Genomic DNA, 14,454 nt, shown 5'->3' on the forward strand with positions numbered 1-14,454 from the left:
CGAGCTCCAATCGAAGCGTTTCGATGAATCGCATCATCGTTCCGCTTCCCGCGACGACGTGTCAAGCCACCGTCACGCCACTGGAGGCCTTGCGTGCCAGGGGATGAAATGGTGCGGGGCCCGCACCCCACGGGCCCCGCACCGGCCTACTCGGCGGGCAGCTCGACCTCGAAGAGGACGGCGCCGTCGAGGTCGCGCAGCCGTACCGTCAGCGCCTTGGTCGCCGCCGAGATCACGACCTCGCCGAAGAACTGGAAGCCGTCGGCGGGCGAGGTGTTGGCCGCCGGGGGAGCCTTGACGAAGCGGGCCTCGGGGCCGAAGGTGCCGTCGAGGACGTTCGGGCCGAAGGCGCCGGCGTTCATCGGGCCGGAGACGAACTCCCAGAAGGGCTTGAAGTCCTTGAAGGACGCGCGCGACGGGTCGTAGTGGTGCGCGGCGGTGTAGTGCACGTCGGCGGTGAGCCACACCGTGCCGGTGACGTCGGCGCGGTTGACGTACGACAAGAGTTCGGCGACTTCGCGTTCGCGGCCGAGCGGTGCCCCGTTGTCGCCCTGGGCGAGGCCTTCCTGGGCGGTGCCGTCGGGGACGATCAGGCCGAGCGGGAGGTCGGCGGCGAGGACCTTCCAGGTCGCCGTCGAGCGGCGCAGTTCGCGCTTGAGCCAGTCGAGCTGCGTGCGGCCGAGGACGCCGGAGCGGGTGTGCGGGTCGTTGTTGGCGTCGTTGGCGTTCTTGTGGGTGCGCATGTCGAGGACGAAGACGTCGAGCAGCGGACCGTGCGAGATCTTGCGGTAGATGCGGCCCTCGCCGTCGGCCGACAGCCGGTTGGGCGTGAACTCGGCGAAGGCGCGACGGGCGCGGGCGGCGAGGACGTCGACGCGCTTCTCGGTGTAGCGGGCGTCTTCGAGGATCTCGCCGGGGTACCAGTTGTTGGTGACCTCGTGGTCGTCCCACTGGTGCAGCATCGGGACGGCGGCGGCGAAGGCGCGCAGCCTCTCGTCGAGGAGGTTGTACTTGTACTGGCCCCGGTACTCGCCGAGGGTCTCGGCGACCTTCGTCTTCTCGGGGATGACGAGGTTGCGCCAGGTGCGGCCGCCGGGCAGGGCCACGGTCTCGGCGAGGGCGCCGTCGGCGTAGTTGAAGTCGCCGCTGCAGAGGAAGAAGTCGGGGTCGACGGCGGCCATCGCGTCGAAGATGCGGAAGCCGCCGAGCTCGGGATTGATGCCCCAGCCCTGTCCGGCGAGGTCGCCCGACCACACGAAGCGCACGTCCTGGTGCCGCGTGGGGCTGGTGCGCAGGGAACCGGTGGCGGACGCGCTCTCCCGGCGACCGTCCGAAGTCCACACTCGATAGTGGACGGTCCGGCCGGCGCGCAGGCCGTCGACGTGGACCTTGCCGGTGAAGTCGGTCGCGGCGGTCACACGCGGGCCGCGGACGAGCCGCGCGTGCCTGAAGTCGGGACGGTGGCTCAGCTCGACCCACATCCGCGACTCGCGGTCGGCGCGCGTCCAGATGACGGCGCTGTCGCCGCTGACCTCGCCGCTCTGGACCCCGTGGGTGAGTTCGGGGCGCCCGCGCAGGAGGGCGGGCGCGGCGTAGGCGCCGGCACCGAGCCCGGTGCCGAGCAGCACGCCGCCGCCGATCGCGGCGGCACCGCCGGTGAGGAGCCGTCGCCGGTCGATGGTCGTCATGAGGGGTTCCCGTCGATAGAGATCGAGTGCGTTGAGGCGGTTCTATCGGGCGGGGACGGCGTGGAGGTGTCCGGAAGGTGAACGACGGTGGCTCGGGCACCGAAGAGGCGCGCGGGCTCGGGCGATATCGCGCGAGGGGGCGTACGGCCCATCGGCTTGTGAGACCCGGCGGCGCGCAGAAGCCTCTCTCGGCGCCGGGTCGCGCGGGGTGCCGGGACACGGGCCTACGGCACCGCGCGGACCGTGGATCGTGCGGGCGGCCGCCCTCGGCGGCGAGGAGCCCGGCCACCGAAGCGACCGGGCCGACCGTCCCCGCCCTACAAGAACAAGAACCCCACCGCGCCCGCCGCGATCACCGTCCCCGCCGCGACACCGAGCACCAGCTCCCGCGTCGTCGCCCGTCCGGTGCGCCGGATCCACGCGAAGTACAGCCCCGTCGCCGGGATCGACACCGTCGCGGCGGTGACCGCGCCCGGTGAGTACTCGCCGAGGGCGATCCACGTCGTGAGGTGGAACAGTGCGTTCATGGCGAACTGCCATTGGAACGCCGTCGCCAGCACGATCCAGACGCCGCCGTGCCCGGCGCGGGCCGCACGCCAGGAGCAGTAGCCGACGAGGAGGATCAGCGGGACGTGGTAGGCCGCGAACGTCGAGGTCGTCTCCGGCCCGAAGTGGCGGGTCGCCCAGGCGGCGAAGCCCGGCAGCTCCTCAAGGGTGTGCAGGATGTAGACGGCGAAGGGCAGGAAGAACGGCAGCGCCGACAGGTCGGGTGCGGCTGCCGGTCGCGGGAGCGCGCGGTCCACGCTCACCAGCCCGGCTCGTCGCAGCCGCGGTGCGTCCCGGGCTCGACCTGAAGCGTGGCGTGGGCGATCTGGTAGTCCTTGCGCAGTAGGTCGCGCGCCTGGTCGAGGACGGCGTGGGAGTCGGCGTCCTCGCAGGTGACCAGGTGCGCCGTGGCCACGTGCATCCCCGACGTCAGCGTCCACAGGTGCACGTCGTGGACGTCGGCGACGCCGTCGATGTCGGCCAGCGAGGAGCCGACGACACCGGGCTCGATCCCGGGCGGGGCGTGCTGGGCGAGGACGGCGAGCACCTGGCGCCCGAGCGGGATCGCCCTGATGACCACGAAGACGCCGATGGCCAGCGCCACGACGGTGTCCCAGATCGTCTGCCCGGTCAGGCCGACGAGGACGCCGGCGGCGATCACCCCGACGCTGCCGACGGTGTCGGCGACGACCTCCAGGTAGGCGCCTTTGACGTTGAGGCTCTCACCGGCGCCCGCGCGCAGCAGGAACATCGCGATGATGTTGACGATCAGGCCGAGCGCGCCGACGATCAGCATCGGCCCGGTGGAGACCTCGCCGCCGTCCCCGGCGCGCCCGATCGCCTCGACGACGATGTAGACCGCGACGCCGAGCATCACCAGCACGGCGAAACCGGAGGCGAAGACCTCGGCCCGGTAGGAGCCGTAGGTGCGGCGGCCGGTCGAGTCGGGCCGCGTCGCCAGGCGTGTGGCCAGCAGCGCGGTGCCGAGCGTGATCACGTCGGCGGCCATGTGCCCGGCGTCCGACAGCAGGGCGAGGGAGCCCGAGACGAGCCCGAAGACGAGCTCGATGACGAAGAAGGCGCCGATCAGCCCGAAGGAGACCGCCAGCCGCCAGGCGTGGCGGCCGCCGGCGTGGCCGGCTCCGTGGTCGTGGCCGTGTCCCATAACGCGACGGCCCCCCGGCTCATGTAATCACATGCGAATGTCTGCATGAATCAGACGGTAGGCGATGCCTCGCGCTTTCGTCAACCCGGGGTACCGTGCGGCACCATGACCGGCTCTTTCTGGTGGGACCTCGCCATCGGTGTCGCCGCCGCGCTCCTGCTGGCCTGGCTGGCGCTCGTCGTCGCGCTGGTGCTCGTCCGCCCGCGCGGCGGCCTGCTGAAGGAGTCGCTGCGGCTGCTGCCCGACGCCCTGCGCCTCGTCCGCCGCCTCGCCGCCGACCGCGCCATGCCCCGCGACGTCCGGATCCGGCTGGCGCTCCTGCTGGTCTACCTCGCCCTGCCGATCGACCTGATCCCCGACTTCATCCCCGTCCTCGGTTACGCCGACGACGCCATCATCGCCACCTGGGTCCTGCGCGGCGTCGTCCGCCGTGCGGGGATCACCGCCGTCCGTGCGCACTGGCCGGGCACCGACGACGGCTTCGAGGCGCTGGTCAAGCTGTGCGACCTGCGGCCGAAGGACGGGCGGGGCCGGCAGCCGCCCGGCCCCCGCGACACTCAGTCCTGAGTGGACGGTCTCCGCAGCGCGATCCAGATGAGCAGCCCGAAGGCGAGGATGCCCGCCGCGGTCCGCACGTAGTTGAACGCGTCCCAGCGTGCGAGGATCTCGGCGTGGTCGGCCGGGGCGCCTTCGACGGCCCAGACCTTGATGCGCGTGTTGATCGGGACGTTCCCGAAACGCGTGACGACGAACGACACCAGCGCCAGGACACCCGCCCCGGCGGCGATGAGCCGCGTCCGTCCCCGCGAGAGCACCGCCAGGGCGACGGCGGTGACGAACGTCAGCCCCATCAGCGTCTGCATGACCGGCCCGTTCATCCGCATCAGCGCGGTGTGGAAGGTCAGGCGCACGTCGAGCGGGACCGCGCGGAAGGTCGGTGCGACGTTCGTCGCCCCGTACATGAACGCGCCCGCGAGCAGTCCCGATGACAGCAGTGCGAGCGCTTTGACGTAACGGACGAGCACGGAGATCCTCCAATTGCTGAGTGATGACTCAGTAAAAGGTACCCGACCGCGTGGGAGCCGCTTCCGTTGCGGGGCCACAAGGTTGGCATCGCAGACCAGTTTGCGGAAGCTGATTCGGCGTGTACGGTCTGTAGCACAAACCAGTCTGCGGAGGAATGCCATGGATCGGCGCCAACTTGAGTCGGCCGGGGCCGGCTACCCGCACGCCTACCTGCAGGGCTTCTACGGGATCCCGTTCGGCATGGCGATGGCCCTCGTCGGGCTGACCAACCTGACCGACCCGCCCGTGCTCGTCTGGATCGGGATCATCGGGCCGTTGCTCACCGTCGCGGCCTTCTTCGGGGTCGCCCGGTACTACCGGCACCGTTTCGGAAAGGTCGTCCACATGCGCAGCAGGCAGACGAGGTACCTGGCCGCCGCTCTCGTCGGCTTCGCCGTCTACGTCGGGGCCGACCAGCTCGGCCGGGCCGTCCTCGGCCGGCCGCCGCTGGAGCCGGTCAGCACCACCGCCGCCGCGTGGGCGGTCGGCATGCTGGTCTTCTACGCCATCGCCGCCGGACTGCGCGCCCACCACGTCGTCATCTGGGTGACGGTCTTCGTGGCGGCGCTGCTACCGCTCTGGACGATGGGCGCCGACAAGGACGCCGTCGCCTACTTCCCGATCGCGGCCGCCACGGTGGTCGCCGGACTCTTCGACCACCGGCGCCTCGTGCTCACCTTCCGGTCGTACCGTGATCTCGACTTCGGGAACAATCATGGAGATGCGTGACGACGAACCGGCCCTCGACCGGCTGATCCACGAACCCGCCCGGCTGGCGATCCTGACCGTGCTGTCCTCGGTGGAGTCCGCCGACTTCGTCTTCCTCCAGCGCACCACCGGCCTGACCAAGGGAAACCTCTCCAGTCATCTGTCCAAACTGGAGGACGGCGGCCTGGTCGCGATCGAGAAGACCTTCGTGCGCAGGAAACCCAACACCAGCGTCGCCCTGACCGCCGAGGGCAGGGAGCGCACCGCCCGGCACTGGGACCAACTCGACCTCATGCGCGCCCGCGCACAGGCCCCCGCCGACGACCGTCCCTAGCCCGCCGCCAGTCCCGCCAGCAACACGTCCACGGCGTCGCCGGTGCCGCCCGGCGCCGGACCGTCGCTCAGGCGCCCCAGCACCGCCCGCTGATGCGCGACCGCGAGCAGCACCATCGCGGCCGCCTCGACGTCCAGATCGGCGCGCACCCGCCCGAGCTCGCGCTCACCCGCCAGGTAGGCCGCGATCGGCGCGACCCCGCGACGCGGGCCGATGACCTCGCCGGCGCCACGGTCGGCGAAACGCGCGCGCAACTCGGCGTCGGCCTGCACCGCCGCCAGGATCGGCGCGACCCGCGCGTAGAACGCGACCAGCCCGTCGAGGAGCGCCACCAGGTTCGCCCGCAGCCCGCCCTCGCCCGGCACGAGGCCGTCGGCGACGTCCTTGAAACGCGGCAGATGCAGCGCCACCACGGCCTGGAGCAGCCCCAGCCGGTCGCCGAAGTGGTAGAAGATGCTCGACTCGGCCACCCCGGCCCGCCGCGCGATCTCCTTCGTCGACAGGCGGGCCACTCCCGACTCGCCGAGGATCGCCTCCGTCGCGGCCAGCACGGCCTCGCGCACGCCCGTGCTCGGGCGCCCACGCCTGCGGCCCGCATCCGTCATGACGACATCCTCTCTTACGTCTTCCCTTCGGTGATCTTCGCGACTACGCTTCCGCCGCATGGAGTTTCACAACCTACTTTCAAAATCAGTCCTCGACCGTCCCCTGACGATCGCGATCGCCGGTGCCGGCGGCCGCGGCGGCCAGTACGCGCGCATGAACGACCTGCTGGACGTCCCCGCGCGCATCACCGCCGCCGCCGACGCCAACGAGATCCGCCTGGAGACCCTGCGAAGAGATCACGGCGTGCCCGCCGAGCACCTCTACGCCGACTGGCGCGACCTCGCCGCGCGGCCGCGGATGGCCGACGCCGTCATCATCGCCACCCAGGACGCCGACCACCTCGAACCGACCGTCGCCTTCGCCGAACTCGGCTACGACATCCTCCTCGAAAAGCCCATGGCCATCACCGAGGAGGAGTGCGTCGCCATCGAGCAGGCCTCGGTCAAGCACGGCGTCTCGATCGCCGTCTGCCACGTCCTGCGCTACACCCCGTACACCACCAAGCTCGTCGAACTGCTGCGCGCGGGCGTGATCGGCGACATCGTCAGCGTCGACCACGTCGAGCCGATCGGCTTCGACCACTTCGCGCACTCCTACGTCCGCGGCCCCTGGCGCACCACCAAGGAAGCGGCCACGATGCTCATGGCCAAGTCCTGCCACGACATCGACTGGCTCTCCTATGTCATCGGCAAGCCCGCCGAACGGGTGTCGTCCTTCGGCGGCCTGCACCACTTCAAGGCCGGCAACCAGCCCGCGACGGCCGCCGACACCTGCGTCGCCTGCCCGCTGACCGACTGCGAGTACGACGCCCGCAAGATCTACCAGATCGGGCGCCTCCCCTTCGCGCTGTCCAAAATGCTCGGTGGCCGCGAACCCACCCCCGAACTGATCACCGAGGCGCTCGCGGTGAGCCCCTACGGCCGCTGTGTCTACAAATGCGACAACGACGTCGCCGACCACCAGGTCGTCAACCTCGAATACGAGGGCGGCGTCACCGCGTCCTTCACCGTCACCGCGTTCACCAAGATGGCCGGCCGTCGCACCACCTTCTTCGGCACCCACGGCGAGCTCTTCGGCGACTCGGATCGCATTGAGATCACTGACTTCCGCACCGGCGAGACGACCGTGCACGACACCGCGCCGGCCGACCACTCCGCCTCCGGCGGCCACGGCGGCGGGGATCTGGGGCTTATGCAGGCTTTCGTCGAGGCGCTTTCGGCCGGTCGGCCCGAACTCATCCTCACCGACGTCGCCGAGAGCCTCGCGACCCACCGCATCGTGTTCGCCGCGGAACGTTCCCGCACCTCCGGAGAGGTCGTGGCGTTGTAGGCAAGCCCGTGCCCGAAAAGCTTGCGCTCGCGGTGATCCATACGGGAAGGTGTTGCAGCAGCCTAGTTCCTTAGTAGGGGAGGAGCCCGGTGCGACCACGCACACGTCTCCTGACCGCGGTCACCGCGGTGGGAGTACTCACCTTCGGGATGGTGACGCCTGCCCAGGCGTCACCGTCCAATGACGACACCACGGCGGACGTCAGCGCTTTCCGGACGACGCCAAAGCCCGAGGCGGTGAGGGGCGAGACGCTGCCCCCCACCCCGCAACAGCAAGAGCAGCGCGACAACCGCATGGAGGCGATCAACGCCGTCGTCGGTGGAGACGCGGCGATCCAGAAGCGCGGCGAGTCCAGCGGTGTGCAGCTTCCCGACGGCACCTGGGTGCAGTGGGGCAAGCCGAAGACCGAGAAGATCTGGACGCTGCTCGCCCAGTTCGGCGACGAGGTCACCGAGCACGGCGGCGAGGCGGGACCGGTGGTCAACGAGATCCCCGAGCCCGACCGCGACGTGGACAACACCACGGCCTGGGAGCCCGACTACGACCGGGATTACTACCAGGACATGCTCTTCAGCAAGAAGGGTCCGTCCATGACGGACTTCTACCTGCGCCAGTCCAGTGGCCGTTACACGGTCGAGGGGCACGTCGAGGACTGGGTGACGCTGCCGTACAACGAGGCCCGTTACGGCTACAACGCCGACGAGGCCGAGGCGTACGGGGCGTTCGTCCGCGACACGGCGCAGGCCTGGTACGACGCTCAGATCGCGGCGGGCAAGACGCCGGCGCAGATCAAGGCCTACCTCGCGCCTTATGACGTGTGGGACCGCTACGACTACGACGCCGACGGCAACTTCGACGAGCCCGACGGCTACGTCGATCACGTCCAGGCCATCCACGCCGGTGAAGGCGAGGAGGCCGGTGGCGGTGCCCAGGGCGAGGACGCGATCTGGTCGCACAGCTGGTTCGCCCAGTCCGACCTGGCCGGTCCCGACTGGAACCCCAGCGGCGGCGTCCCGGTCGGTGACACCGGTATCTGGCTCGGCGACTACACCACCGAGCCCGAGAACGGCGGTCTCGGCGTGTTCGCGCACGAGTACGGCCACGACCTCGGCCTGCCCGACCTGTACGACACCAAGGGCGGCAACAACGGCACGGGCAACTGGACGTTGATGTCGGCCGGTTCGTGGCTCGGTGCGGGCAAGGACCGCATCGGCGAGATCCCGGGCTTCATGGGGCCGTGGGAGAAGCTGTACCTCGGCTGGCTCGACTACGACGTGGTCGATCTGGACACGAACCTGTCGTACAACCTGCTCGGCGCCGCCGGGGGCACCAGCCCCTTCAAGGAGGCGACCTTGGTGAACCTCCCGCCGGTTGACGTGACCAGGGAGTACACCAAGCCGGCGAGCGGTTCGTGGGAGTGGATGGGCGGTGACGGCGACGACATCAACGCCGCGCTGACCCGCGACATCGACCTCACGGGCGTCACCAGCGCCTCGATCACGGCGAAGGTCCGGCTCGACACCGAGCAGGACTACGACTACTTCTTCGCGCAGGTCTCCACCGACGGTGGCGGCACGTGGAAGAACGTCGGGAACAAGCTCTCGGGCGACAACGGCGGCTTCGTCGCGGTCACCCACGACCTGTCGCCCTTCGCCGGTCAGCCGGTCAAGTTCCGCTACCGCTACACCACCGACGCCAACACCCACGGCACCGGTGTGTTCCTCGACGACATCGCCGTCACCGCCGACGGTGCGGTGACCTGGACCGATGACGTCGAGTCGGCCGACAACGGCTGGACCGCCTACAACTGGAAGCGGACCACCGGAACCGAGACCGAGAGCAGCGCGCGGTTCTATCTGGTCGAGAACCGGAAGTACGTGTCCTACGACAAGACCCTGAAGACCGGGCCGTACCAGCGCGGCTGGCTCGACACGGCCTTCGACAAGGTCAACCACTACCCGTACCAGGACGGCGCGCTGATCTGGTACGTGGACACGACGGTCGGCAACAACGACGTCAGCCAGCACCCGGGCCGCGGCCTGGTCCTGCCGGTCGACGCCCGCGTCGCGCCCCTGAAGTTCCCCGACGGGACGCGGCTGTCGAACACGCACCAGTCGCTCGACGCGACCTTCGGCAACGCCAAGACCGACAAGATCACCTTCTACAACAACGGCGCGAAGGTCATCTTCCCGTCGCAGAAGGGCGTGCCGGTCTTCAACGACACCAACCCCGACGCCTACTGGGACCCCGCGTCCCCGCAGCACTCGGTGAAGGTGGCCGGTGAAGGCGTCAAGATCCGCATCCTGTGGGACGGATCGGAACTGACGCCGATGCTGATCTCGGTGACGAGGTCTTAGCGCGAAGTACGCCGAACGGCCCCCGGTGTTCGTGCCGGGGGCCGTTTTCGTCGGAGGAGCGTGGCGCGGATCGGGGTGCCGGTCACTTACCCGTGCAGAACTCCCGGATCTCCGCGGCCCGCTCGGCCTCGGTCGTCTTCGGGCACACCCGCTCGCAGTACACGCCCTCGTCGCTCTTGTACGACAGGCAGCAGGCCGCCGCGACCGGCGCGAGGGCCTCGCGCCCGGCGGGCAGCACGACGCTCGTCCAGCGGCGGCGCTGCTCCAGCGGACCGCAGCCGGCGAAGAGGGCTTCGAGTCCCGTCCGGGCCTCGTGGACGCCCGGGTCGGCGGGGTCGGCGGGGTAGAGGGCCTGTACGACGCGGTCGGAGATGACCGCCCAGATCGTGCGGCGGCCGAGCCGCGAGTGCGGCAGCGCGAAGGCGACGACGGGCGCGAAGAGCTCGGTCAGGTGCCGCAGCAGGACCGCGTCGAGGTCGCCTTCGGTGGCCGGTGTGGGGTCGCCGATCGCGACGGCGTTGAACCAGCCGCCGGGGTCGCAGCGGACCATCGTCTCGGCGGGGTCGAGCAGCGGCACGACGCCGGCGGTCCTGCGGGCGACCACGAGCGGGTTGATGACGGCCGCGGCCAGCCAGCCGACGACGTGCGTCACCTGGACCTCGGCGGGTGCGCCCGCGCGTTCGGCCAGGCGCGCGAACTGCCCGCGCATGGCGTCGCCGGTGAGGAGGTCGTCGAAGCCGACCCATTCGCCTTCGCCGTCCGGCACCGCCATCACGGCGGGGAAGGGCAGCTGCGCGGCGATGCGCTCGGCGAGCGTCGGCGGTGCGGCGAGAACGGTCATCGGACTCCTCACGGAACAGAAGCTAAGGTGAGGCTAAGCTAATGCTCTCGGGAAGTCCAGGGCGGGGTGGATCACATCGCGGCGAAGTTCCGGATCAGCGCCAGGGCCAGCGAACCCGCCGGCGGCAGGGCCTCGGCCCCGAGCGCGCCGATCTCGGCCCGCCCGAACCACCGCGCCTCGGCGATCTCGGCGGGATCGATCCGCAGCTCGGCCGACGCGGCCTCGGCCCGAAACCCGACCAGCAGCACATCGGGGTCACCGAACGCGCTCGGCGCGCTCCCGGCGTAGGTCAGCGACGTCAACGCCAGCCCGGTCTCCTCGGCCACCTCCCGGCGGGCGGCGTCCTCCATCGACTCGCCCGACTCCAGGTAACCCGACACCAGCGCCCACATGTCGTGCGCCATGTAGCCGTGCTTGACCAGCAGCGCCCTGTCGCCCGACGTCACCAGCACCAGCGCGACCGGCCCGAGCCGCACCATGTACAGCTGCTCGCAGCTGGGGCATCGGCGCGACAGGAAACCCGCGCAGTCGAGAAGCGGCGCCGCACACGAACCGCAGTAACGATGCGCGGCCCGCCAGGCGACGATCTGCACCGCCCGCACGACCGCACCCGCCTCGTGCGCGGGATCGGCCGCCAGCGCCGACCACGGCGTGTACGAACCGACCGCCGCGGCCTCACCGGCCCACACGAGCCGCTCGCCGACGGTCCCCACGCAGACCATCGTGGCGTCCCCGGCGTCGGCGACGGTCAGCCAGCCACCGCCGGGCAGATGACCGACGTCCTTTCCGCGCACGGGGATCCAGAGGTCGTCGGGGAGGGCTTGGCGGCTGGCGGCGGTGACGGGGGCGAAAGGCATGCCGCGATTGTCTCCCGTCGCGCGGCCAAGACAAACCGCCGAACGGCGCCAGGAGCGCGGCCGTGAGGTGAGGAGTCGGCCGCGCCCCCGTCACCCCGCTATGACGGACGAGCCGCCGGTTTCCCGACGAGCGCCATCGCCGCCGGGAGCAGAACCCCGCGCACGAGGGTCGCGTCGATCAGGATCGCCACGGCCATCCCGACCCCGAGCATCTTGTACTCGATAGCCGACAGCGCCACGAACACCGTGAACACCGCCACCATGATCGCCGCCGCGCTGCTCACCACCCCGGCACTGCTCGCCACCCCGCCGACCACGGCGTCGCGCACCGGCGTGCCCGCCGTCAGCCGCTCACGGATCCGGCTGAGGATGAAGATGTGGTAGTCCATGCTCAACCCGAACAGCAGCACGAACAACAGCAAGGGCAACCAGTCCAGGATCCCGCCGTAAGGCTCGAACCCGAGCGGTGCGGCCAGATTCCCGTCCTGGAAGACCCAGGTGAGCATCCCGTAGGCCGCGCCGATCGACAGCAGGTTCAGCACGATCGACACCACCGAGACCGCCACCGAGCGGAACGCGATCAGCAGCAGCACGAACGCCAGCACCAGCACGAACCCGAACACGAGCCAGATGCGCTCGCCGACCCGCTCGGCGAAGTCGCGGGCGAGCGCGGTTCGGCCGGCGACGGCGAACTCGACCCCGTCGACCCGTCCGAGGGTGGCGGGCAGGTCTTCGGCGCGAAGCCGGTCGAGGGCGGTGTTGGACGCCTCGTCGCTGCCGGAGCCGGGCAGTGGGACTCGGACGATGAGCACGTCGCCGACGGAGGCGGTGGTCACGGGCACGCCGAGGCGTTCGCGAAGGTCTTCGACGGCTTCGATGGTGAGGGCGCTTTGCGCTCGCGGTCCCCAGACGACGATCCGCGCGGGCGTCGGGGCACCGGGGAAGGCCTCCCGCATGCGTTCGGCGGCGTCGATGGTCGGCACGCTCGACGGGAGGCTCTCCGTGGGCGCCGGGCTTTGCAGGCGCATGCTCAGGGCGGGCAGCGCCATGACGATGAGCACGAGCGCGGCCGCCGTGCCCCACCACAGCGGCCGGCGCACGACCGTCCGCGCGATCGCCGCCCAGGCGCGCGACTCGCCCGCGCCGGTGCGGAGGCGGCCGATCCAGGGCAGGCGGCCGAGGTTCACCCTGTCGCCGAGCAGCGACAGTGTCGCCGGGAGCACCGTCACCGAGCCGAGCAGCGCGAGGCCGACGACCAGGACGGTGCCGAGGGTGAGGCCGCGGAAGTTGTCGAGGCCGGTGAACAGCAGGCCGGCCAGGCAGAGCATCACCGTCAGGCCCGAGACGACGATGACGCGGCCGGAGGTTCGCGTCGCGGTCTTGAGGGCGGCGTCGAGTCCGTGTCCGGCGGCCCGCTCCTCGCGGACCCGGCGCAGGTAGAACAGGGCGTAGTCGACGCCGACGGCCATGCCGATGAGCATGATCATCACCGAGCTGGCGCTGTTGACGGGGATCCAGTTGTCGAGGACGGCGAGCAGCCCGAAGCCGGTCGCGACGACGCTCGCGGCCAGCAGCAGCGGGATCGCGGCGGCGACGAGCGCGCCGAAGACGAGGAACAGGATGACCAGGGTCAGTGGCAGCGAGAAGTGCTGGGAACTGCGCATGTCCTCCTTGAGCTTCTCGTCGACGATCGTGGAGAGGCTCATGTCCCCGGCCTGCGCGAGCCGGGTGCCGGGGTGGCGTGCGGCGACGTCGCCGACCAGCGCGGTCGCGGCCTCGAAGTTGTCGCGGACGGCCTCGGGGGCACCGGCGACACGGAAGGTGACCAGGGCCGAGGCGCCGGTGAGGAGGTCGGGGTGGGCGCCTTCGAGGGGTGCGCGCACGTCGGCGGCCAGGTCGGGGCGGGCGCGGAGGGTGTCGGCGAGCTCGGTGACGGCCGCGAGGTCGGGTTGCGAGCCGTTCAGCGGCTGCACGAGGACGCTCTCCAGTGGCGGGTCGTCGACGTTCTCGTCGCGCAGGACGTCCTGCGCGACGCCCGACTCGCCGGGATCGGTCGCCCTGGCGTTCTCTCCGGGCACGAGCGCACCGGCCAGCAGCGCCACGACGACCAGCGCGAACCATCCGGTGACGGCGACGACGCGGTGGCGCACCGACCAGCCGGCGATCCGGTCGACGAAGGCCTCCTTGGCGGGAGGGCGTGGCGGCGCCAGGACGGCGCCCGATTTGCTTTCGGGCAGCATGAGGTGCTGTCCTTCCAGGTGGAGGGGTGACGCGTTGAAGACCCGCCCGAGGGCGGGGTGGATCCCTTTCGCCGCCGGACCGCCGAGCTGCAACTCGGCGGACCGGCCTGGTCAGGAGCTCAGTCGACCTGCCTGAGGATGTCCTCGACGCGCTCCAGGCGCGTCCGCAGCTCGGTGAGTTCCTTGTCGTCGCGCTCGCGCTGGGCGGCCAGGGCGAGCCTGGCCCGGCGGTTGGCGTTGATCTGCCAGACGGTCACCAGGACCGTCGAGATCAGCAGCGTGAACACGCCGATCGCGCCGATGACCTCCATCCAGTCGTTGCCGGTCATTCCGGGCTTCCTTCCTGCGCGAGGTCCTCGGCCGCCCGCGCGACCGTCTCGGGGGTGAGGTGGATGTCGAAGGGGGCGAGTTCGTAGAACTTCATCGCCTTGCCGTCACCGGACAGTTCCAGCGTCGAGGTGACCAGGCCGCAGGCCTCCAGTTTCTTGAGGTGGAGCTGGAGGAGGGCACGGCTGATGCCGAGCCTCCGGGCGAGGTCGGAGACGTAGTGGCGTTCGCGCGCCAGCGCGGCCACGACCCGCATCCGGTGCGGATTGGCGAGCGTGGCGAGCAGGCGCGCGAGCTCGTCGCCGGTCGGCGACAGATCGCTCATAGCAAAACCCGGCACATGCCAAGAGAATCTAGCAGGTGCCGGGCCGGGGGACATCGGGGATGACCC

At 70.6% G+C, this 14,454-nt stretch carries 15 protein-coding genes; 5 read left to right on the top strand and 10 right to left on the bottom strand.

All coding sequences use genetic code 11. The annotated features are described in order from the left end of the window. Window positions 1–146 precede the first annotated feature (146 nt). The 3 genes from HNR73_RS11580 to HNR73_RS11590 form a co-directional block, all read right to left on the bottom strand. On the bottom strand, window positions 147–1,688 hold the full coding sequence (locus tag HNR73_RS11580) for an alkaline phosphatase D family protein (protein ID WP_184787360.1): 1,542 nt from the start codon (window positions 1,686–1,688) through the stop codon (window positions 147–149). 317 nt (window positions 1,689–2,005) lie between these two features. After that, complete coding sequence (locus HNR73_RS11585; protein WP_184787361.1) at window positions 2,006–2,497, bottom strand: HXXEE domain-containing protein; 492 nt, start codon at window positions 2,495–2,497, stop codon at window positions 2,006–2,008. Then, a complete protein-coding gene (locus HNR73_RS11590; protein ID WP_184787362.1) occupies window positions 2,494–3,399 on the bottom strand; it encodes a cation diffusion facilitator family transporter in 906 nt (301 codons plus the stop codon). The genes HNR73_RS11585 and HNR73_RS11590 overlap by 4 nt, the downstream gene beginning before the upstream one ends. 105 nt (window positions 3,400–3,504) lie before the next feature. Here HNR73_RS11590 and HNR73_RS11595 point away from each other — a divergent pair, with 105 nt between their 5' ends. Beyond that, window positions 3,505–3,966: a YkvA family protein gene (locus HNR73_RS11595; protein WP_184787363.1), complete on the top strand. Its 462-nt coding sequence runs from the start codon at window positions 3,505–3,507 to the stop codon at window positions 3,964–3,966. Here the strand turns inward: HNR73_RS11595 and HNR73_RS11600 are convergent. After that, a complete protein-coding gene (locus HNR73_RS11600; protein ID WP_184787364.1) occupies window positions 3,957–4,424 on the bottom strand; it encodes an anthrone oxygenase family protein in 468 nt (155 codons plus the stop codon). The genes HNR73_RS11595 and HNR73_RS11600 overlap by 10 nt on opposite strands. Before the next feature lie 160 nt (window positions 4,425–4,584). Here HNR73_RS11600 and HNR73_RS11605 point away from each other — a divergent pair, with 160 nt between their 5' ends. Together HNR73_RS11605 and HNR73_RS11610 are read left to right on the top strand one after the other, a co-directional pair. Further along, window positions 4,585–5,193 carry a hypothetical protein gene (locus HNR73_RS11605; RefSeq protein ID WP_184787365.1) on the top strand — a complete coding sequence of 203 codons (609 nt, stop codon included), beginning with the start codon at window positions 4,585–4,587 and terminating at the stop codon, window positions 5,191–5,193. Continuing rightward, window positions 5,186–5,506, top strand: a complete 321-nt coding sequence (locus HNR73_RS11610) for a winged helix-turn-helix domain-containing protein (protein WP_239122350.1) — start codon at window positions 5,186–5,188, stop codon at window positions 5,504–5,506. The genes HNR73_RS11605 and HNR73_RS11610 overlap by 8 nt, the downstream gene beginning before the upstream one ends. Here HNR73_RS11610 and HNR73_RS11615 read toward each other — a convergent pair. Continuing rightward, window positions 5,503–6,111 carry a TetR/AcrR family transcriptional regulator gene (locus HNR73_RS11615; protein ID WP_184787367.1) on the bottom strand — a complete coding sequence of 203 codons (609 nt, stop codon included), beginning with the start codon at window positions 6,109–6,111 and terminating at the stop codon, window positions 5,503–5,505. The genes HNR73_RS11610 and HNR73_RS11615 overlap by 4 nt on opposite strands. Before the next feature lie 58 nt (window positions 6,112–6,169). Between HNR73_RS11615 and HNR73_RS11620 the strand changes: the two genes are divergently transcribed. Together HNR73_RS11620 and HNR73_RS11625 are read left to right on the top strand one after the other, a co-directional pair. Then, the gene (locus HNR73_RS11620) at window positions 6,170–7,441 is read left to right on the top strand and encodes a Gfo/Idh/MocA family protein (RefSeq protein ID WP_184787368.1); all 1,272 of its coding nucleotides are present in this window, start codon (window positions 6,170–6,172) and stop codon (window positions 7,439–7,441) included. An 89-nt stretch (window positions 7,442–7,530) separates the two neighbouring features. Then, a complete protein-coding gene (locus tag HNR73_RS11625; RefSeq protein ID WP_203686862.1) occupies window positions 7,531–9,798 on the top strand; it encodes an immune inhibitor A domain-containing protein in 2,268 nt (755 codons plus the stop codon). Between the two features lie 82 nt (window positions 9,799–9,880). Here HNR73_RS11625 and HNR73_RS11630 read toward each other — a convergent pair whose 3' ends face one another. The 5 genes from HNR73_RS11630 to HNR73_RS11650 form a co-directional block, all read right to left on the bottom strand. Further along, window positions 9,881–10,639 (bottom strand): hypothetical protein, encoded by a 759-nt coding sequence (locus tag HNR73_RS11630; protein ID WP_184787369.1) that lies wholly within the window; start codon window positions 10,637–10,639, stop codon window positions 9,881–9,883. A gap of 71 nt (window positions 10,640–10,710) precedes the next feature. Further along, on the bottom strand, window positions 10,711–11,496 hold the full coding sequence (locus HNR73_RS11635; protein WP_184787370.1) for an NAD(+) diphosphatase: 786 nt from the start codon (window positions 11,494–11,496) through the stop codon (window positions 10,711–10,713). 98 nt (window positions 11,497–11,594) lie between these two features. After that, on the bottom strand, window positions 11,595–13,736 hold the full coding sequence (locus HNR73_RS11640; RefSeq protein ID WP_184787371.1) for an MMPL family transporter: 2,142 nt from the start codon (window positions 13,734–13,736) through the stop codon (window positions 11,595–11,597). 119 nt (window positions 13,737–13,855) lie between these two features. Then, window positions 13,856–14,065 (bottom strand): hypothetical protein, encoded by a 210-nt coding sequence (locus tag HNR73_RS11645; RefSeq protein WP_184787372.1) that lies wholly within the window; start codon window positions 14,063–14,065, stop codon window positions 13,856–13,858. Then, window positions 14,062–14,388, bottom strand: a complete 327-nt coding sequence (locus HNR73_RS11650) for an ArsR/SmtB family transcription factor (RefSeq protein WP_184787373.1) — start codon at window positions 14,386–14,388, stop codon at window positions 14,062–14,064. The genes HNR73_RS11645 and HNR73_RS11650 overlap by 4 nt, the downstream gene beginning before the upstream one ends. Between the last annotated feature and the right edge of the window lie 66 nt (window positions 14,389–14,454).

It is taken from the genome of Phytomonospora endophytica, assembly GCF_014202425.1.
Classification (GTDB): domain Bacteria; phylum Actinomycetota; class Actinomycetes; order Mycobacteriales; family Micromonosporaceae; genus Phytomonospora; species Phytomonospora endophytica.

What these genes read in the sequence shown, in the direction of transcription:
- HNR73_RS11615 (WP_184787367.1), bottom strand. Translation starts at nt 6,111, where the DNA reads ATGACGGATGCGGGCCGCAGGCGTGGGCGCCCGAGCACGGGCGTGCGC.
- HNR73_RS11630 (WP_184787369.1), bottom strand. Translation starts at nt 10,639, where the DNA reads ATGACCGTTCTCGCCGCACCGCCGACGCTCGCCGAGCGCATCGCCGCG.
- HNR73_RS11635 (WP_184787370.1), bottom strand. Translation starts at nt 11,496, where the DNA reads ATGCCTTTCGCCCCCGTCACCGCCGCCAGCCGCCAAGCCCTCCCCGAC.
- HNR73_RS11595 (WP_184787363.1), top strand. Translation starts at nt 3,505, where the DNA reads ATGACCGGCTCTTTCTGGTGGGACCTCGCCATCGGTGTCGCCGCCGCG.
- HNR73_RS11610 (WP_239122350.1), top strand. Translation starts at nt 5,186, where the DNA reads ATGCGTGACGACGAACCGGCCCTCGACCGGCTGATCCACGAACCCGCC.
- HNR73_RS11620 (WP_184787368.1), top strand. Translation starts at nt 6,170, where the DNA reads ATGGAGTTTCACAACCTACTTTCAAAATCAGTCCTCGACCGTCCCCTG.
- HNR73_RS11580 (WP_184787360.1), bottom strand. Translation starts at nt 1,688, where the DNA reads ATGACGACCATCGACCGGCGACGGCTCCTCACCGGCGGTGCCGCCGCG.
- HNR73_RS11645 (WP_184787372.1), bottom strand. Translation starts at nt 14,065, where the DNA reads ATGACCGGCAACGACTGGATGGAGGTCATCGGCGCGATCGGCGTGTTC.
- HNR73_RS11650 (WP_184787373.1), bottom strand. Translation starts at nt 14,388, where the DNA reads ATGAGCGATCTGTCGCCGACCGGCGACGAGCTCGCGCGCCTGCTCGCC.
- HNR73_RS11605 (WP_184787365.1), top strand. Translation starts at nt 4,585, where the DNA reads ATGGATCGGCGCCAACTTGAGTCGGCCGGGGCCGGCTACCCGCACGCC.
- HNR73_RS11590 (WP_184787362.1), bottom strand. Translation starts at nt 3,399, where the DNA reads ATGGGACACGGCCACGACCACGGAGCCGGCCACGCCGGCGGCCGCCAC.
- HNR73_RS11640 (WP_184787371.1), bottom strand. Translation starts at nt 13,736, where the DNA reads ATGCTGCCCGAAAGCAAATCGGGCGCCGTCCTGGCGCCGCCACGCCCT.